Origin of the sequence: Streptomyces sp. C36, assembly GCF_040932295.1 — a bacterium.
In the GTDB taxonomy this organism is placed as follows: domain Bacteria; phylum Actinomycetota; class Actinomycetes; order Streptomycetales; family Streptomycetaceae; genus Streptomyces; species Streptomyces triculaminicus.
This window is the reverse complement of the sequence record NZ_JBFQGI010000002.1, coordinates 390,393-408,789: the sequence shown is the minus strand read 5'-3', so window position 1 is coordinate 408,789 and position 18,397 is coordinate 390,393. Positions and strand designations below refer to the sequence as shown.

Sequence of the window (18,397 nt, the reverse complement as noted above, 5' to 3'; positions counted from 1 at the left end):
CTGCGCGCGGTGCGCCGGTCGCCCGGCGCGTCCGCGGTTGTCGTCCCCGGACGGGAAGAGCCACTGCCGAGAGTCCCGCACCCCGCGTGGCGCCGGTAGAGGGAGTACCCCGGGCGGGGTGCGGCCCGCAAGGGCCGTACGGGGTTACTCCCCCGGCACGGTGGGCAGTTCGCTGCGGGCTCCTACGAGCCGGGCGTGCAGGCCGCGGGCGGAGCCGTCGGTCAGCGCGGCGATCTGGTCGACGACCACCCGCATCCGGCCCGTGTCGTCGGCAGCCTCGGCGAACAGCGTGCGGAACTGCGGGTCGAGGCCCTCGGGGGCCCGGGCGGCCAGCGCGGCGCCGAGCTCGGCGATGACCACGCGCTGTTCGGCGCGCAGCTTCTCCTGGTCCTCGCGCTGCATGACGTAGCGGTCGGCGACGGCCTTGAGCACGGCGCACTCCAGGCGCGTGGCGCGCGGAACGACCAGCTCGGCCCGGTAGCGGGTGAGCCGTCCGGGCCCCCAGGCGGCCCGGGTGGCCCCCTCGGCGGCGAGGCAGAAGCGGCCGATGAGCTGGCTGGTGGCGTCCTTGAGCCGGGCCTGGGCGACCGCCGTGCCGTCGTAGCCGTGCGGCCACCACTCCTGCTCGAGGAGGCGGTCGAGGGCCTCGGCGAGCTCGTCGTGGGCGGCGCCGGGGGCGTAGCGGCCGGCGGCGACGGCGAAGACTTCGCGGCGCTCGGGCTCGGCGAGCAGGACGCCCGGGTCGAGGTGGCCGGCGTGCAGGCCGTCCTCGACGTCGTGCACGGAGTAGGCCACGTCGTCGGCCCAGTCCATGACCTGTGCCTCGAAGCTCTGGCGGTGGCCGGGGGCGCCCCTGCGCAGCCACGCGAAGACGGGGGCGTCGTCGGCGTAGACGCCGAACTTGCGGGAGGCCGGGTCGGTGGGGTGGCCGCCGCGGGTCCACGGGTACTTGGTCGCGGCGTCCAGGGCGGCGCGGGTGAGGTTCAGGCCGACGCTGACCAGCTCCCCCGTGGCCGGGTCGGGCACGAAGCGCTTGGGTTCGAGCCGGGTGAGCAGGCGCAGCGACTGGGCGTTGCCTTCGAAGCCGCCGCAGGGCCCGGCGACTTCGTCGAGGGCCTGCTCGCCGTTGTGCCCGAAGGGCGGGTGGCCGAGGTCGTGGGCCAGACAGGCGGTCTCGACGAGGTCGGGGTCACAGCCGAGCGCCGCCCCCAGCTCGCGGCCGACCTGCGCGCACTCCAGCGAATGGGTCAGGCGGGTGCGGGGGCTGGCGTCCCAGGCCTGGGAGCTCACGCCGGGCGTGACGACCTGGGTCTTGCCGGCCAGGCGGCGCAGCGAGGCGGAGTGCAGCACCCGCGCCCGGTCGCGCTGGAAGGCGGTGCGTCCGGGCCGCTTGTCGGGCTCGGGCGCCCAGCGCTCCAGGTCCGCCTCCTCGTAGCCTGCGATGCCGTTCTGCTCTGACGCGGTCCCCGCTGTGCTGCCGTTCATACTCCCGACGGTAGCCGCAGGGTGTGACAGCAGCGACGCGCCTCGGGGGCGGGAACCGGCCGGACGTACCCTGCGTTGATCCATCGCGAACGGGGGAGGTCCCAATGGACATCGTGGGTCGGGTGCGAAGGGCGCGCCTGCGGCTGCCCACCACACGAAGCGGCAGACGGCACCTGGTGTGGGCCGTCATGACGGCGTGTGTGCTGGGGCTGCTGCCCGCCACATGGGTGTTCGTCTCGGGGACGCCCCGGGTGCGGGACATCGGCGAGGTGCCCTCCGCGCCGGTGGCGATGGTCTTCGGTGCGGGGCTCTGGGAGGGCAGGCCCTCCCCGTATCTGGCGCACCGTCTGGACGCGGCGGCGGAGCTCTACCGCGACGGCAAGGTGCGCGTGGTACTGGTGACCGGCGACAACAGCCGCAGGGACTACGACGAGCCGGACGCGATGCGCACGTACCTCGTCCGGCACGGTGTGCCGGACGACCGGATCGTCAGCGACTTCGCCGGCTTCGACACCTGGGACTCCTGCGCCCGCGCCGAGCGGATCTTCGGCGTGAAGCAGGCGGTCCTGATCAGCCAGGACTTCCACATACGCCGCGCGGTGGCCCTGTGCGGGGCCGCGGGCATCGACGCGTACGGCGTCGGGGTGGCCGCCCGGCACGACGCGACGTGGTACGCGGGCGGTACGCGCGAGGTGTTCGCCGCGGGCAAGGCGGCGCTGGACGCGCTGGTGCGGCCCAGCCCGGCGTTCCTGGGCCCGCACGAGCCGGGCGTCGAGCGCGCCCTGGCGGACGCGCGGAAGTAGCGGCGGAGCGGCGGCGGAACAGCGGCGGCGGGCGGGGCCGGGCGACTCAGTCGCGCCGGGGCTCGCGTCCGTTTATGGCGTCGACGTAGAGCTTGAAGATCTCGTCGTCGTTCATGGGGCTGTACGAGACCCTGTCGCTCTCCTCGCCGTCGGGACCGCCGCCGTTGAGGCCGCCCAGGACGCCGATGAGGTCGCCGGTCCTGGTCTTCTCGTCGAAGTCGGCGAGCCAGGGACTGCCCGAGGTGCCGGAGTAGAAGCCGTCGCAGCGCATCGTCATCTGCCGGTGGCCGGGCAGCTGGGAGGTCATGGCCGTGCAGCGGATGGCCCGGTCGGCGGGGTCGCTCTCGGAGCTGGGGTAGCCGATGACGGTGACCCGGTTGACGTAGCCGGGCGTGCGGACCAGGCGGTTGGCGCCGGTGACGCGCTCGAGCTGGCGGCCCCGGCCGTCGGCCTTGACGGTGGCGAAGGCGAAGTCCAGGTCGGAGCCGTCGCCGGTGTCCTCGCGCCGCGGGTCGACGAAGGAACGGTCCACCGCCCACACCCCGTACGGCTGCTTGGACTCGCCCTGGCGGTAGCCCGGCACGAAGGCGGCGTCGTCGCCGAAGCCGCAGTGGCCGGCGGAGATGATCAGATTGCCCTTGGGGCTGTGCACCACGCTGGCGGTGCAGTGGTGGTCCCGCATGTCCTCACCGACGTAGAAGAGCACCCCCACCGTCGGCACCCCGTCGAAGTGGCGGGCGCTGCCGGTGATCGGCTGGGCGCCGTCCTTGTCGCCGTCCGCGGCGGCCTTGGTGGCCGCGGACATCCGCGCGGGCCCCCAGAACCGCCGCGCCTCCTCGCTGGACCAGCCGTCGTCGCGGCCGTGACCGCCGGCCCCTTCGGGCACGGCCGCCGCGAGCGCGACGACATAAAGCCCCGCGAACAGCGCCCGGACCCACCGGGCCCGGCTCCACCGGGAGAAACGCACGAGCACCCCCACCACGTCAGGAAGGTAGCGACAGGCTAACCGCATCCGGCGTGAACGCCACGCACCGGGCTGTATTCCGCATGGTCATTTTGCGCATGGTCGGTAGTGCCCATAGTCGGTAGTACGCCGGTAGTACGCCTGCCGCGGCGGGCTTCCGCTTACCGCGGGACCCTGCCGGCTCACCCGCCCCACTGGTCGTAGGCCAGCTTGCACACCAGCGCCAGGACCACCACGACCAGCACGCCCCGCACGAAGCCGCTCCCGCGCTTGAGGGCCATCCGGGCGCCCAGCGCGCCGCCGGCGAGGTTGAAGACGGCCATCGGGGCCGCCACCTGCCACAGCACGGCGCCCTGCGCCGTGAACGTGACCAGGGCGCCCACATTGGTGCAGACGTTGACGATCTTCGCCGTGCCGGAGGCCGTCACCAGGTTCATATGGAGGATCCCGGCCAGCGCGAGGACGAGGAAGGTACCGGTCCCGGGGCCGATCAGCCCGTCGTAGAAGCCGATGCCCAGGCCCGCGACGAGGATCGCGGCGAGCACGCGACGCCCGGTGGGCGGGGCCGGGTCGACGACCGTGGTGCCGAACGTCGGCCGCAGCAGCACGAACGCGAGCACCGCGAGCAGGACGGCCATGATCAGGGGCCGCAGCACGGCGCTGTCGATGCCCGCGGCGAAGAAGGCCCCGGCCAGCGAGCCGCCCAGCGCCGCCAGCCCGATCCGCGCGGCGGTGCGGACGTCCACGGGCGCCTTGCGGGCGTAGGCGACGGCGGCCGCGGACGTCCCCCAGATGGCGACGGCCTTGTTGGTCCCGAGGACGTGCGCGGGCGCCATGTGCGGCAGCCCCACCAGCAGGGCGGGCAGCTGCAGCAGACCGCCGCCGCCCACCACGGCGTCGATCCATCCGGCCGCCGCCGCGGTGAGGCACAGCACGGCCAGCGTGGTCAGCGATATGTCGGGGATCACCGGCGCGATCGTACGCGCACGGCGGACCTCCCGGTCCGGCACGGTCCGGCCAATCACCCCTGACGGCGGGGTGATTGGCATGGGCCCGGCGGCCTAGTCCAGGGTCGTGGCGTTCCAGCGCCAGGACTCGCGCCGCCCGAGCCCGGGCAGCTCCAGCCGGCCGGTGGCCCACAGCAGCGTCCGCCAGGGGTCGTCGCCGACGGGAACGTCGCGGAAGAGCCGGCGCAGCACCCGCTCGCAGAGCCCGGCGTCGGGCCGCCACTCCACGCCGAGGCCGCCAGCGATGTCGTGCAGGTGCACCAGCGTCTCGATCACTCCCATGGCTGCGAAGCCCTCGGGGTCGGAGACGCCGTAGGAGTGGTGCGCCCGCGCCTCCGGCGGCCTCGTCCGCACCATGGCCACCAGCAGCCCGGCGCTCGCCTCCAGCACCTGCACCAGCCCCTCCACGCCCGCGTCCCGCTCGGCGTGCAGGGTCTCCTTCGGGCCGCCCTCCCGCTGCCGGGTCATCAGGAACGGCACGTACCCGTCCACGGGTCCGCTGCGCGGCGCGAGTTGGGTGGCGTAGCAGAACAGGTCGTCCGCCACGTGCTCGACCGTCTCCCAGCAGTCCCACTCCAGCGAGCCGGCCTTCTCCGCCCACTTCTCCGGCGGGGCCTGGCGCAGCACGGCAACGGCCTGCCGCACCACGTCCTCGATGTCCTCGGGTGTGACCGGCACCCGCGGGCCGCTCGTCGATCCGGATACTTCATCAGTACGCGACATGCCGCGACGCTACCAACGCCCCCCGGCAGGCCGCTCGAACATATTCTCGTGGCCTGGGGCCCCATAGCCTGGGGCGCGAGGGACGGCGACCCACTCGTGGCGAGGAGCACAGCGGACATGAACGGCTGGAACGCGAGCGACATCCCCGATCAGAGCGGCCGTACCGCCGTGGTGACCGGGGCGAACAGCGGGATCGGGTTCGTCACCGCCAGGGAGCTCGCCCGGCGCGGGGCGCGGGTGGTGCTCGCCTGCCGCGACGCCACGCGCGGCGAGGCCGCGGAGGAGCTGATGCGGGCCCAGGTGCCCGGAGCGGACGTGCGACTGGCCGAGCTGGACCTCGCGGACCTGTCGTCGGTACGGGCCTTCGCCGCCGGCCTGAAGGAGGACCGGCTGGACCTGCTGGTCAACAACGCCGGGGTGATGGCGCTGCCGCACCGCAGGACGATCGACGGCTTCGAGATGCAGCTGGGCACCAACCACCTGGGGCACTTCGCGCTGACCGGCCTGCTGCTGCCCAGGCTGCGCGAGGCCGGGCCCGGGGCACGGGTGGTGACGGTCTCCAGCGGGCTGCACTACCTGGGCACGGTCGACCCCCGGGATGTGCAGATGGACCACCGCTACCGGCGCTGGACCGCCTACGGCCGCTCCAAGAGCGCCAACCTCCTCTTCACCCACGAGCTGGCCCGGCGCCTGACCGCCGAGGGCTCGCACGTCGTCTCCCTGGCCGCGCACCCCGGCTACGCGGCCACCAACCTGCAGACGGCCGGGCCGCGCATGGCGGAGCGGCCGTGGTCCGAGCGGGCGGCGGAGCTGCTCAACCGGCTCGTCGCACAGAGCGCGGAGGACGGCGCCCTGCCCTCGCTCTACGCCGCCACGGCGCCGGGGGTCCGGCAGGACGACTTCTTCGGGCCCCGCATCCCCTTCTGGCGCGGCTCCCCCGCCCCCTCGCCGCGCGCCTCCTGGACGCGCGACGACCGGGCGGCCGCGGGTCTGTGGGCGGCGTCGGAGCGGATGACGGGCGTGACGTACTAGGGCGTGTCCGACCCATCGGCACGCCCTAGCCCCGGGCCGGCCTCTCGCCCGGCTCCAGGCCCGACGCCCGCAGCACCGCGCGCGCCCCTTCGCCGTCGATGCGCTCGGCCAGCGCGGCCATCGCCACCGCGCCCTCCCGCAGCAGCCCCCTCTCGCGGGCGCGGCGCGCACCCGTCTCGAGGTGGTGCCAGAGCAGGGGATTCGCGGCGAGGACGCCGGGGTCGAGCTCCACGCGGTTGCCGCCGACGTCGCGCAGGACGAGGCGGGGGGCGATGCCGTCCGCCCGCCGCACCTGGGTGAGCAGGTCGGTACGGACGCGGTGCTCGCGCAGGAGGCCGCGGGCGGCCAGCCAGTCGGCGCCGGCCGTGACCCGCACGGGCCTGAGCACGGCGACGAGCGCGGCGCCGATCGCCGCCCAGCAGATGCCGCGGGCCGCGTCGAGGCTGCCCCGGGCCAGGTCGGCGAGGAGGAGCACGCCACCGAGGGCCAGCCCGCACCGCCAGGCCGAGCGTGCCTCGCGCCGCCAGGTGCGGTCCCACGCGAGCACGCCCCGGGCCGGCGCCCGCTCCCCCGGACCCCGGCCGTATCCCTCGCGTCCCTCGCGCACGCGCGCACGCGTCCGTAATGTCGGTCGCCGTCCCATACCGCTGACGCTAGGGCCGTCCTCCGCCCGAAGTCGGTTGCGTTGACGGCCCGCTGACGTGGTTTTGGCCAATCCTTGCGCCGTACTGACGCGCCCTCCGCCGGAAGCGTTCAAGAGCGTTAAGACCCCGTATGAGATCAGCCGAAAACCGCCAAGACGCCGCCAAGGAACGACACGCTCCCGCCGGCGCGGGCGCACGCTGAGCCTCCGACTCAACGGAGGTACGACAAAAGATGTCCATGCTGGCCAATTCGGAGCACGCGGCGAGCGCCGGGGAAGAGCCGCCCGATACCGGCGCCGCGCGGCCCTCCGCCGAGGACCGGCACCGGCTCACCGCCACCCAGGGCCTGGCGGCCCTGTCGCTCGACGCGATGGCGTCGGTGGCGTACGGGCCCGAGGCGATCGTCCTCGTGCTGGCCGCGGCCGGGGCGCACGGCCTCGGCTTCACCCTGCCGGTCACGCTCGCGATCGCCGCCCTGCTGGCCGTCCTCGTCGCCTCCTACCGGCAGGTCATCGCGGCCTTCCCGGACGGCGGCGGCTCGTACGCGGTCGCCAAGCGGCACCTGGGCCGGCGCACCGGCCTGGTCACCGCGGCCTCCCTGGTCCTGGACTACGTGCTCAACGTGGCCGTCTCCGTCACCGCCGGCGTCGCCGCCCTCACCTCCGCCTTCCCCTCCCTCCACGAGCACCGGCTGTGGATCTGCCTGGGCGTGCTGGCCCTGGTCACCGGCGTGAACCTGCGCGGCATCGTGGACTCCGCCCGGGCGTTCCTGCTGCCCACCGTCGTCTTCGTCGGCTCGATCCTGACGGTGATCGTGGCCGGCCTGCTGCGGGACGCCCCCGCGAGCACCGAGGCGGCCGCCGGCCACGCGTCCGCGCTGTCCGGCGACGCCACCGCCGTCGGCGCGCTGCTCCTGCTCAAGGCCTTCGCCGCCGGCTGCTCGGCCCTCACCGGCGTCGAGGCCGTCGCCAACGCCGTGCCGGCCTTCCGCGCCCCGGCCACCCGCCGGGCCCAGCGCACGGAGGTCGCGCTGGGAGCGCTGCTGGGCGTCATGCTGATCGGCCTGTCCGTGCTCATCGGCCGCTTCCACCTGCAGCCGGTCGAGGGTGTCACCGTCCTCGCCCAGCTCGCCGACGCCTCGCTCGGCCACAACGGGGCGTTCTACGTCGTGCAGTTCGCGACCGTGGTCCTGCTCGCGCTCGCCGCCAACACCTCCTTCGGCGGTCTGCCGGTCCTCATGGGCCTGCTGGCCCGCGACAACTACCTGCCGCACGTCTTCGGCCTCAAGGCCGACCGCCAGGTCCACCGGCACGGCGTGCTGGCCCTGGCCGCCGTCTCCGCGCTGCTGCTCGTCTTCTCCGGCGGCGACGTCAACACCCTCGTACCGCTCTTCGCCATCGGGGTGTTCGTCGGCTTCACCCTCTGCCAGGTCGGCATGGTCCGGCACTGGCGGCAGGACCGGTCGGCCGGCCGGCGGGGCAAGGCCCTGCTCAACGGCTTCGGGGCGGTCCTCACCGGCGTCTCGGCCGTCGTGGTCACCGCGACGAAGTTCACCGAGGGCGCCTGGCTGATCGTGGTCGCGCTGCCGCTGCTGGTGGCGGTCTTCGAGGCCGTCCACCGGGCGTACGGGCGGATCGGCGAGCGCCTGGAGCTGGGCCGGGTGCCCGAGGCCCCGCGCCGCTGCCGCTCCCTGGTGGTCGTCCCGGTCTCCTCGCTGTCCCGGCTGACCAGCAAGGCACTGACGGCCGCCGTCTCGCTCGGCGACGAGGTGCTGGCGGTGACCGTCACCCACCCCGACGCGGAGGGCCGGCGCGCGGCGGAGTCGCTGCGCCGCGACTGGGAGCTGTGGCGCCCCGGCGTCGACCTGGTCGAGCTGCCCGCGCCCACGCGCTCCCTGGGCCGCCCGATCGTGGAGCTGGTCCGCGAGCTGTCCGGCCGGCATCCCGACACCAGGGTGACCGTGCTCATCCCCGAGGTGGAGCCCGCCCGCCTCTGGCAGCGGCTGCTGCAGAACCAGCGGGGCGCGGTCGTCGCCCACGCCGTGCGGCGGGACACCGACGCGGTGATCTGTCGGCTCCGGTTCCGGATCGGGGCCTGAGCGGGCCCGGCGCTACATCGTGGCGGGCGTCGAGCGCTCCGGCATCGACGACGGGACCCTGCCCCGCGACTGCGGACCGCGGTGCCCGCCGCGCAGCAGCGCCGCGCCCAGCGGCGTGAGGGTGTGCATCACCGCGCTGCCGTTGCGCAGGGTCAGCACCAGCCCGGCCTCGCGCAGCACGCCCGCGTGCTGGCTGGCCGAGGCGGCCGACACCCCGACCCTGCGGGCGAGTTCGCTGGTGGTGCAGCCGCCGCCGATGGAGCCCAGGACCGCCGAGCGGGTGTGCCCGACGAGCTTGCCCAGCGAGCGCGGGGCGGCCGGGACGGCGGGCGCCGTCTCGGACATGGCCCGCGCGGGGTAGACCAGGACGGGCGTCAGCTCGGTGTTCTGCAGGGTCACGGGCGTGCGCCGGCAGAAGAACGAGGGCAGGAGCAGCAGTCCGCGGCCGCCGAGGTACATGTCGCGGTCCACGGGGTAGTCGACCTCCAGCACCGGGGCCCGCCAGCGCATGGTGGGCGGCAGCGAGGACAGCAGCGCGTCCGCCCCGCCGTCCAGCAGCGCCCGGCCGCGCACGGCGCGGTCCGCCTCGATCTGTGCCTGGATGTGGTCCCAGTACGGGGCGATGGCGGCCTGGTGATAGGTGTGGAGGGCGCTGATCAGCTTCCCGAACGCCCGGGCGTCGCCGTCGGCCAGCGATCGTATCCAAGCCGGCAGGGTCCGGACGGTGGGCAGTCGGCTCAGTTCGTCGTGCACCCGGTCGGCCGGGGTGGCCCGCAGCGCCGCTATGCCGGACTCCAGTCCGTCTAACCCTTCGGGCGGTGTCAGGAAGTCCGGGAAATATCCACGGGACGGAACCAGCGGCGCCAGTAGCCGCGTTTCACCATTCAACCGAGCCCGGGTTTCCGACCGCCAATCCCCGAAGATCGACTCGCCTTGTTTGTCCCGAAGCCGGTGCAGGCTCAATACGGTTTCCCAGAGCACGTCCGGGTCTCCGGCCAGGCGCAACCGGGCCAGATCGAGTCCAGTGAAATGGACACGCAGCACCAAACCCCCACATGAGACATCCGCGACCACCCCCCGCTCACTGAGTATGCACACCGATACGAGCTGTTACCACGCCCTTTTGGCCACAGTTGAAAGGACTCGCGGCGAACATCGCAGAAGCGAAATGCTATTCACGCACTCAGGGCCGCCCCGCTCGTTCCCGTGGGGGGTGGCGAGCGAAAAAGCGGCCGCTGGGTATGCGAGTTGCCGCCCGAGCCGATGCGGGCGGCAACAACTCCCGGTGGGGGAGTAAAGAGGGGCGGCGCTCCCGCACGGGCGCCGCCCCTTCGCCATGCCCATCAGGTTACGGGCAGGTTAACGATCTCGGGTTCCGGAACGAGGAAGGGACGGCGTCCGCGCGGACGCCGTCCCTCCTCTCCTGCCGGAGCCGTCAGGGTCTGAGGGTCGAGGTCATCCCATACGGCTCCGGAGCTTGGTCCCGGCTCAGCGGCTGTCGCTCGACGAGCCGTTCAGAGCCGCCGCGCGGCCCGCCTCCAGGCGGGCGACCGGGATGCGGAAGGGCGAGCAGGAGACGTAGTCCAGGCCCACCTCGTGGAAGAAGTGCACCGACTCCGGGTCGCCGCCGTGCTCGCCGCACACGCCGAGCTTGAGGTCGGGGCGGGTGGCCCGGCCGGCCTTGGCGGCCGCGCGGACCAGCGAGCCCACGCCGTCCCGGTCGATGGTCTCGAACGGGCTGACCCCGAAGATGCCCTTCTCCAGGTACGCGGTGAAGAAGCTGGCCTCGACGTCGTCGCGGGAGAAGCCCCACACGGTCTGGGTCAGGTCGTTCGTACCGAACGAGAAGAACTCGGCGGCCTCGGCGATCTGGTCCGCCGTCAGGGCGGCGCGCGGCAGCTCGATCATCGTGCCGAGCGGCAGCGTGAGGTCGGTGCCGCTGGCGGCCTCGACGTCGGCGATGACGCGCTCGGCCTCCTCGCGGACGATCTCCAGCTCCTGGACGGTGCCCACCAGCGGGATCATGATCTCCGCGCGCGGGTCGCCCTGGCGGCCGATCCGCTCGGCCGCGGCCTCGGCGATCGCCCGCACCTGCATGGCGAACAGGCCGGGGATGACCAGGCCCAGACGCACGCCGCGCAGGCCCAGCATCGGGTTCTGCTCGTGCAGCTTGTGCACGGCCTGCAGCAGTCGCAGGTCGTTCTCGTTGGCGTCCTCGCGGGCCTCGGCCAGCGCGACCCGGACCGACAGCTCGGTGATGTCGGGCAGGAACTCGTGCAGCGGCGGGTCGAGGAGGCGGACCGTGACCGGCAGCCCGTCCATGGCCTCGAACAGCTCGACGAAGTCGGCCTTCTGCAGCGGGAGAAGGGCACCGAGTGCCTCCTCGCGCTCGGCGTCGGTGTCGGCCAGGATCAGGCGCTCGACCATCTCGCGCCGCTCACCGAGGAACATGTGCTCGGTGCGGCACAGGCCGATGCCCTGGGCGCCGAAGCGGCGGGCGCGCGCGGCGTCCTCGGCGTTGTCGGCGTTGGCCCGCACGCGCAGACGGCGGGTGCGGTCGGCGTAGGCCATCATCCGGTGCACGGCCTGGACCAGCTCGTCCGCGTCGTCGGCGCCGGCGTGCATGCGGCCCTCGAAGTACTCCACGACCGGGGACGGCACGACCGGGACCTCGCCCAGGTAGACCTTGCCGGTGGAGCCGTCGATGGAGACGACGTCGCCCTCCTGGATGACCACGCCGCCGGGGGCGGTCATCCGGCGCTGCTTGGTGTCGACCTCCAGCTCCTCGGCGCCGCAGACACAGGTCTTGCCCATGCCGCGCGCGACGACGGCCGCGTGCGAGGTCTTGCCGCCGCGCGAGGTCAGGATGCCCTCGGAGGCGATCATGCCGTCGAGGTCGTCGGGGTTGGTCTCGCGGCGGATCAGGATGACCTTCTCGCCCGAGCGCGACCACTTCACCGCGGTGTACGAGTCGAAGACGGCCTTGCCGACCGCGGCGCCCGGCGAGGCGGCGATGCCCCGGCCCAGCAGCTCCGTCTGCGCCTTCTCGTCGAAGCGCGGGAACATCAGCTGGGCGAGCTGGGCGCCGGTGACGCGCTGCAGCGCCTCGGCCTCGTCGATCAGGCCCTGGTCCACCAGCTGGGTGGCGATGCGGAACGCGGCGCCGGCGGTGCGCTTGCCCACGCGGGTCTGCAGCATCCACAGCTTGCCGCGCTCGATGGTGAACTCGATGTCGCACAGGTCCTTGTAGTGCGTCTCCAGCGTCTCCATGATCTGCATCAGCTGGTCGTACGAGGCCTTGTCGAGCTGCTCGAGCTCGGCGAGCTGCATGGTGTTGCGGATGCCGGCGACGACGTCCTCGCCCTGCGCGTTCTGCAGGTAGTCGCCGTAGACGCCCTGGTGGCCGCTGGCGGGGTCGCGGGTGAAGGCGACGCCGGTGCCGGAGTCGGGGCCGAGGTTGCCGAAGACCATCGAGCAGATGTTGACGGCCGTGCCGAGGTCGCCGGGGATGCGCTCCTGGCGGCGGTAGAGCTTGGCGCGGTCGCCGTTCCAGGAGTCGAAGACCGCCCTTATGGCGAGGTCCATCTGCTCGCGGGGGGCCTGCGGGAAGTCGCGGCCGGTCTCCTTGGAGACGATGGCCTTGAACTCCTCCACCAGGTGCTTGAGGTCGCCGGCGTCGAGGTCGACGTCGGTGGTGACGCCCTTGGCCCGCTTGGCCTCCTCCAGCGCCTCCTCGAAGAGGTCGCCGTCGACGCCCAGCACGGTCCTGCCGAACATCTGGATGAGGCGGCGGTAGGAGTCCCAGGCGAACCGCTCGTCGCCGGCCTGGGCCGCGAGGCCGGTCACGGACTCGTCGGACAGGCCGATGTTCAGGACGGTGTCCATCATGCCGGGCATGGAGAACTTGGCGCCCGAGCGCACCGAGACGAGCAGCGGGTCGTCGGCCTGGCCGAGCTTCTTGCCCATGTGCCGCTCGAGGGCCTCGAGGTGGGCGGTGACCTCGTCGCGCATCGACGACGGCTCCGTGCCGCCCTCGAGGTAGACCTTGCAGGCCTCGGTGGTGATGGTGAAGCCGGGAGGCACGGGCAGTCCGAGGTTGGTCATCTCGGCGAGGTTGGCGCCCTTACCGCCGAGCAGGTCCTTGAGGTCCTTGTTGCCCTCGGTGAAGTCGTAGACGAACTTCTGGCGATCTTCGGATACCGGCACGGGAATCGACTCCTCACTCGGGCCTCCCGGGACGCTGAGGGGGGAGGACTGCCCTGACGGCGGGGAGCGTACCCAGATCGAAGGCATCTGAGGAGGTCTACTCCGCCAACTTGGGGGCGCAACCACCCGTCCGCCAGCAGATCGAAAGTTGCGCGCTCAAATGAGGTCTCACCCCCCTTCCTTCAGGCCTTGAACTCAACATGACCGAAAATAATCGCCCGATCACGGCCCGTCGAAAAACTCCACCCTCTGCCATCAAAGGTTGAAACCAAAAGGGGTGGCACGCAGTGCCACCCCTTGGAAAGGTGCACCCCCGATTCAGGCGCTCATCTGAGCGAGACCCCTATCAGAGGTGGCGAGAATCACGCCGTGTTCGACGGCGTTTCACCCGCCCGAAGTATCGAGTTCGGCGTCCGCACCCACGACGGCGCAGTCGTACGGGTCGTTCAGCCATCCGTCCGGAAGCACCACCCGGTCGCGGCCGGACGTACGGCCGCGGGGGCCGTCGGCACCCGTCGGCCAGGCCTGATCCAGGTCGAGCTCGCTCAAAAGAGCGTCCAGTTCGTCCAGAGATGAGGCGATCGCCAGCTTCTTACGGAGCTCCGAGCCGACGGAGAAGCCCTTGGTGTACCAGGCGACGTGCTTGCGGAAGTCGATGACGCCGCGCTGCTCGTTCTCGAGCCACTGCCCCAGCAGCTCGGCGTGGCGCAGCATCACGCCCGCCACCTCGCGCAGGGTCGGCGCGGTGGGCGCCGCCTGGTCGCCGTCCCCGAGGGCGGCGACCAGGTCGCGGAAGAGCCAGGGCCGGCCCAGGCAGCCGCGACCGACCACGACGCCGTCGCAGCCCGTCTCGCGCATCATGCGGACGGCGTCGTCGGCGGACCAGATGTCGCCGTTGCCCAGGACCGGGATCTCGGGCACCGCCTCCTTCAGGCGGGCGATGGCCTCCCAGTCGGCGGTGCCGCTGTAGTGCTGGGCGGCCGTGCGGCCGTGCAGGGCGATGGCGGTGACGCCCTCCTCGACGGCGATCCGGCCGGCGTCGAGGTAGGTCATGTGCTCGTCGTCGATGCCCTTGCGCATCTTCATGGTCACCGGCAGGTCGCCGGCGTTGCCGACGGCCTCGCGCAGGATCGAGCGCAGGAGGTTGCGCTTGTACGGCAGGGCGGAGCCGCCGCCCTTGCGGGTGACCTTGGGGACGGGGCAGCCGAAGTTGAGGTCGACGTGGTCGGCCAGGTCCTCGTCCACGATCATGCGGACGGCCTTGCCGACGGTCACCGGGTCGACGCCGTAGAGCTGGATGGAGCGCGGCTTCTCGGTCCCGTCGAAGTGGATCAGCCGCATCGTCTTGGCGTCCCGCTCGACGAGCGCCCGGGTGGTGATCATCTCGCTGACGAAGAGCCCCTTGCCACCGGAGAACTCACGGCACAGCGTGCGGAAGGGAGCGTTGGTGATCCCCGCCATCGGGGCCAGGACCACCGGCGGCTGCACCGGGTGCGGACCGATCTGGAGCGTCATGGAGGGAGCTTCCTCGAAGTCATGCGGACGGTTGGGCGGACCGTTAATTGTCCCTCATCCGGGCGAACGGACGATCCGCCGAAGGTCCCGTCCTCCCCCGTCAGGCCATGACTCTCCTCAGGCCGTGGCTCTTCTCAGGCCGTGGCTCTCCTCAGGCCGTGGCTCTCCTCAGGCCGTGGCTCTCCTCAGGCCATGACCGACGTCAGCTCGCCCAGCCTCAGCAGCCGCTCGTGGGTCTCCTCGTCGGCCGGGGTGAAGGTCAGCACCCGGGCGCCGGGTGTGGGGCCGGTCCACAGGCTGGTGTAGTCCAGGCGCAGCGTGCCGACCTGCGGCTGGAGCAGGACGCGCGTGCGGTGGGCGGTGGGCTGGACCACCTCGTGCCGCTCCCAGATCCGCCGGAACTCCGGCGAGGCGTCCTGCAGGCGCTTCAGGAGGCACTTCCAGGCGGGCTCGGCGAGGTGGTCGGCCATCGCGGCCCGGAATTTGGCGGCCATGGCGCGGGTGGCCTCCTCCCAGTCGGCCGTGCCGGTCCGCCAGGCGGGGTGGGTGAAGTACAGCCACAGGCAGTTGCGGTCCTCGGGCGGGACCTCGTCGAGGTCGCACAGCAGCCGCCCGTAGGCGCGGTTGTAGGCCAGGATGTCGTAGCGGGCGTTCTGCAGGCAGGCGGGGAAGGGCTCCAGCCGCTCCAGCATCAGGCGCATCCCGGTGGTGATGGTCCCGCACTCGGCACCCGCCCGCGGGTCGGCGGAGCCCGCCAGGGCGAAGAGGTGGGCGCGCTCGGCGCGGTCGAGCATCAGGGCGCGGGCGACAGCGTCCAGGACCTGTGCGGAGACCTGGATGTCGCGGGCCTGCTCGAGCCACGTGTACCAGGTGACGCCCACGGCGGCCAGCTGGGCGACCTCCTCGCGGCGCAGTCCGGGGGTGCGGCGGCGGGGCCCGCGCGGCAGGCCGGCCCGTTCGGGGCTGATGCGTTCGCGGCGGCTGCGCAGGAAGGCCGCCAGTTCGTGGCGCCGTACCTCGTCGGGCCGGGCGGCGGCGTAGGCGGCCGCCCTGCTTTCGATCACCATCGTGGTCATGTGCTCCAGGGTGCGGTACCGCTGATCCAGTTGCCAGGTAGTACGGGTACCAGGATAAGGGCACTCTGGTACCCGTCTCGCGGCGCTGCCATCGTCGTGTCCCGTGAACGACATCCGCATACCCCGTCCTGTCCCCCTACCGCCTCCCTCCCCCGCCGGGGCGCCCGTCCCGGCCCCTCGTCCCGCCCGTCCTGCGGATCCCTCCCACTCCCCCACGTCCCCCGCGATCGGCCGCGCGGGCCTGTTCACCGTGCTCATCGGTGCCGCGCTGCCGTTCCTCGACTTCTTCATCGTCAACGTCGCCCTGCCGACCATCGACGACGACCTGGACGCCGGTCCCGCGCTGCTGGAGATGGTGGTCGGCGGCTACGGCGTCGCCTACGCGGTGCTGCTCGTACTGGGCGGGCGGCTGGGCGACATGGTGGGCCGGCGACGGCTGTTCGTGTGGGGCACGGCCGCGTTCGGGGTGACGTCCGTGGCCTGCGGCCTGGCGCCGGACGCGTGGTCGCTGGTGGCCGCCCGCATCGCGCAGGGCGCGGCGGCGGCGCTGATGCTGCCGCAGGTGCTGGCGACGATCCAGGCCACCACCAGCGGGGAGCGGCGGACCAGGGCGATGAGCCTGTACAGCGGTACGGCCGGGGTGGCGAGCGCGGTCGGGCAGGTGCTCGGCGGGGTGCTGGTCTCGGTGGACCTGGCCGGGACCGGCTGGCGGTCGATCTTCCTGATCAACGCGCCGGTCGCGGCGGCCGCGCTGCTGCTGGCGCTGCGCTCGGTGCCCGAGACCCGGTCGGCGAACCCGGCGCGGGTGGACGTGCGGGGCACGCTGCTGCTGACGCTGAGCCTGGTGTCGCTGCTGGTGCCGCTGACGGAGGGGCGGTCGGCGGGCTGGCCGCTGTGGTCGTGGGTGCTGCTGGGGGTGTTCCCCCTCGCGACGGCGGCGCTCGTGGTGGTGGAGCGGCGCGAGGAGCGGGCCGGGCGTACGCCGCTGGTGCCGCCGTCGCTGCTGCGGATGCACTCGGTGCGCAGCGGGCTGGCGGTGATCGCCCCCTTCTCGGTCGGCTGGGGCGGCTTCATGTTCGTCCTGGCGGTGGTGCTGCAGGAGGGGCTGCGGCTGGGGCCGATGGCGGCGGGGCTGGCGCTGCTGCCGATGTGCGCCGCGTACCTGGCGGGCTCGATGGCGGGGCCGCGGCTGGCGGCCCGGTACGGGCGGCGGGTGGTGACGGCGGGCGCCCTGATCCAGCTGACGGGGCTCACGACGGTGCTCGCCACGTTCTGGTTCGGCTGGGACGGGCTGGGCGCGGCCGGTCCGGGGCCGGGCCTGGCGGTCCAGGGACTGGGGCAGGGGCTGCTGATCCCGCCGACGCTGCGGATCGTGCTGAGCGAGATCCCGGTGGACCGGGCGGGCGTGGGCAGCGGGGTGATGGTGACGACGCAGCAGGCGTTCATGGCGCTGGGCGTGGCGACGATGGGCTCGCTGTTCCTGTCACTGGCACCGTCCGCCGGCATGCGGGAGGCGCTGCTGATCACGTTCGGGGCGCAGCTGCTGGTGGTGATCGCGACGGTGCTGCTGAGCCTGCGACTGCCGAGGTCGCTGCGCTGACCCGGGGGTGAGGGGCGCCGGTCCCGGTGGGGTCGGCCCCGGATCCCGAGGCCGGAACAAACATGGACTGACAGATATTGAAATCTGTCAGTCCATGTGTCACGCTTCTGGTGTACCGACCTCCCGGACCCACCGCCGGGAGGCCTCCCACCCCACTCCAGGAGTTCCCCGTGCTGCACCGCACTCTGGGCACCACCGGCCCCCAGGTCTCCGCCCTCGGCCTCGGCTGCATGGGCATGTCCGCCCTCTACGGCGACGCCGACCGCGCCGAGTCGATCGCGACCATCCACGCCGCCCTCGACGCCGGCGTCACCCTGCTGGACACCGGCGACTTCTACGGCATGGGTCACAACGAACTGCTCATCGGCGAGGCCCTGCGCTCCGCCTCGCCCGCCCACCGCGAGAAGGCCCTCACCAGCGTCAAGTTCGGCGCCCTGCGCGACCCCGACGGCGGCTGGTCGGGCTACGACGGCCGCCCCGCCGCCGTGCGGAACTTCGCCGCCTACTCCCTGCAGCGCCTGGGCGTCGACCACATCGACGTCTACCGCATCGCCCGCATCGACCCGGACGTCCCGGTCGAGGAGACCGTCGGCGCGATCGCCGAGCTGGTCGAGGCCGGGCACGTCCGCCACATCGGCCTGTCGGAGGTCGGCGCGGACACCATCCGCCGGGCCGCGTCCGTCGCCCCGATCTCCGACCTCCAGATCGAGTACTCCCTGATCTCGCGCGGCATCGAGGAGGCGATCCTGCCCACCTGCCGCGAGCTGGGCATCGGCGTCACGGCCTACGGCGTGCTCTCGCGCGGCCTGATCAGCGGCCACTTCGCCCGCGACCGGCAGCTCGCGGCCAACGACTTCCGCGGCATGAGCCCGCGCTTCCAGGGCGAGAACCTCCAGCGCAACCTCGACCTGGTCGACGCGCTGCGCGAGGTCGCCGAGGCCAAGGGCGCCAGCGTCGCCCAGACCGCCATCGCCTGGGTCCTCTCGCGCGGCGAGGACATCGTCCCCCTGGTCGGCGCCCGCCGCCGCGACCGTCTCACCGAGGCGCTCGGCGCCCTGGACATCACCCTCGGCGCCGACGACCTGGCCGCCATCGAGAAGGCCGTCCCCGTGGGCGCCGCGGCCGGCGAGCGCTACCCGGCCTCGCAGATGGCCCACCTGGACAGCGAGCACTGACAGCGAGCACGGACAAGGGGGGTGCCCCGCGGCCGGGGAACGACCCGGGCCACCGCTCACGCCACGACG

General features: G+C 72.9%; 14 protein-coding genes. 5 read left to right on the top strand and 9 right to left on the bottom strand.

The genetic code is table 11. The annotated features are described in order from the left end of the window. Positions 1-144: 144 nt before the first annotated feature. Positions 145-1,485 carry a deoxyguanosinetriphosphate triphosphohydrolase gene (locus AB4K12_RS07375; protein ID WP_368433436.1) on the bottom strand — a complete coding sequence of 447 codons (1,341 nt, stop codon included), beginning with the start codon at positions 1,483-1,485 and terminating at the stop codon, positions 145-147. Between the two features lie 104 nt (positions 1,486-1,589). Between AB4K12_RS07375 and AB4K12_RS07370 the strand changes: the two genes are divergently transcribed. Continuing rightward, positions 1,590-2,288: a vancomycin high temperature exclusion protein gene (locus AB4K12_RS07370; RefSeq protein WP_368433435.1), complete on the top strand. Its 699-nt coding sequence runs from the start codon at positions 1,590-1,592 to the stop codon at positions 2,286-2,288. A gap of 46 nt (positions 2,289-2,334) precedes the next feature. On the opposite strand, the gene AB4K12_RS07365 is transcribed toward AB4K12_RS07370, so the two are convergent. From AB4K12_RS07365 to AB4K12_RS07355, 3 genes are all read right to left on the bottom strand, one after another. Further along, a complete protein-coding gene (locus AB4K12_RS07365) occupies positions 2,335-3,270 on the bottom strand; it encodes a serine protease (protein ID WP_368433434.1) in 936 nt (311 codons plus the stop codon). A gap of 164 nt (positions 3,271-3,434) precedes the next feature. After that, complete coding sequence (locus tag AB4K12_RS07360; protein WP_368433835.1) at positions 3,435-4,217, bottom strand: sulfite exporter TauE/SafE family protein; 783 nt, start codon at positions 4,215-4,217, stop codon at positions 3,435-3,437. Positions 4,218-4,313: 96 nt separating this feature from the next. Continuing rightward, entirely contained in the window at positions 4,314-4,982 is a 669-nt protein-coding gene (locus AB4K12_RS07355) for a maleylpyruvate isomerase N-terminal domain-containing protein (protein ID WP_368433433.1), read from the bottom strand. Between the two features lie 117 nt (positions 4,983-5,099). On the opposite strand from AB4K12_RS07355, the gene AB4K12_RS07350 reads away from it, so the two are divergent. Further along, a complete protein-coding gene (locus tag AB4K12_RS07350; protein WP_368433432.1) occupies positions 5,100-6,014 on the top strand; it encodes an oxidoreductase in 915 nt (304 codons plus the stop codon). 25 nt (positions 6,015-6,039) lie between these two features. Here the strand turns inward: AB4K12_RS07350 and AB4K12_RS07345 are convergent, their stop codons facing one another. Continuing rightward, entirely contained in the window at positions 6,040-6,621 is a 582-nt protein-coding gene (locus AB4K12_RS07345; protein ID WP_368433431.1) for a hypothetical protein, read from the bottom strand. A gap of 269 nt (positions 6,622-6,890) precedes the next feature. Here AB4K12_RS07345 and AB4K12_RS07340 point away from each other — a divergent pair, with 269 nt between their 5' ends. Continuing rightward, on the top strand, positions 6,891-8,756 hold the full coding sequence (locus AB4K12_RS07340) for an APC family permease (RefSeq protein ID WP_368433430.1): 1,866 nt from the start codon (positions 6,891-6,893) through the stop codon (positions 8,754-8,756). A 12-nt stretch (positions 8,757-8,768) separates the two neighbouring features. On the opposite strand, the gene AB4K12_RS07335 is transcribed toward AB4K12_RS07340, so the two are convergent. From AB4K12_RS07335 to AB4K12_RS07320, 4 genes are all read right to left on the bottom strand, one after another. Beyond that, positions 8,769-9,800 carry an ArsR/SmtB family transcription factor gene (locus AB4K12_RS07335; RefSeq protein ID WP_368433429.1) on the bottom strand — a complete coding sequence of 344 codons (1,032 nt, stop codon included), beginning with the start codon at positions 9,798-9,800 and terminating at the stop codon, positions 8,769-8,771. Positions 9,801-10,244: 444 nt separating this feature from the next. Next, positions 10,245-12,962: a pyruvate, phosphate dikinase gene (gene ppdK, locus AB4K12_RS07330; RefSeq protein WP_086571153.1), complete on the bottom strand. Its 2,718-nt coding sequence runs from the start codon at positions 12,960-12,962 to the stop codon at positions 10,245-10,247. Positions 12,963-13,346: 384 nt separating this feature from the next. Beyond that, positions 13,347-14,477, bottom strand: a complete 1,131-nt coding sequence (dusB, locus tag AB4K12_RS07325) for a tRNA dihydrouridine synthase DusB (protein WP_368433428.1) — start codon at positions 14,475-14,477, stop codon at positions 13,347-13,349. A 185-nt stretch (positions 14,478-14,662) separates the two neighbouring features. Further along, positions 14,663-15,544, bottom strand: a complete 882-nt coding sequence (locus AB4K12_RS07320; RefSeq protein WP_368433834.1) for a helix-turn-helix transcriptional regulator — start codon at positions 15,542-15,544, stop codon at positions 14,663-14,665. A gap of 235 nt (positions 15,545-15,779) precedes the next feature. Here AB4K12_RS07320 and AB4K12_RS07315 point away from each other — a divergent pair, with 235 nt between their 5' ends. Then, complete coding sequence (locus AB4K12_RS07315; protein WP_368433833.1) at positions 15,780-17,153, top strand: MFS transporter; 1,374 nt, start codon at positions 15,780-15,782, stop codon at positions 17,151-17,153. A 170-nt stretch (positions 17,154-17,323) separates the two neighbouring features. Continuing rightward, positions 17,324-18,328 (top strand): aldo/keto reductase, encoded by a 1,005-nt coding sequence (locus AB4K12_RS07310; RefSeq protein WP_368433427.1) that lies wholly within the window; start codon positions 17,324-17,326, stop codon positions 18,326-18,328. The last annotated feature ends 69 nt before the right edge of the window (positions 18,329-18,397 follow it).

Coding starts and splice junctions, on each gene's coding strand:
- AB4K12_RS07375 (WP_368433436.1), bottom strand. CDS start 1,485: ATGAACGGCAGCACAGCGGGGACCGCGTCAGAGCAGAACGGCATCGCA.
- AB4K12_RS07370 (WP_368433435.1), top strand. CDS start 1,590: ATGGACATCGTGGGTCGGGTGCGAAGGGCGCGCCTGCGGCTGCCCACC.
- AB4K12_RS07355 (WP_368433433.1), bottom strand. CDS start 4,982: ATGTCGCGTACTGATGAAGTATCCGGATCGACGAGCGGCCCGCGGGTG.
- AB4K12_RS07350 (WP_368433432.1), top strand. CDS start 5,100: ATGAACGGCTGGAACGCGAGCGACATCCCCGATCAGAGCGGCCGTACC.
- AB4K12_RS07340 (WP_368433430.1), top strand. CDS start 6,891: ATGTCCATGCTGGCCAATTCGGAGCACGCGGCGAGCGCCGGGGAAGAG.
- dusB (WP_368433428.1), bottom strand. CDS start 14,477: ATGACGCTCCAGATCGGTCCGCACCCGGTGCAGCCGCCGGTGGTCCTG.
- AB4K12_RS07320 (WP_368433834.1), bottom strand. CDS start 15,544: ATGGTGATCGAAAGCAGGGCGGCCGCCTACGCCGCCGCCCGGCCCGAC.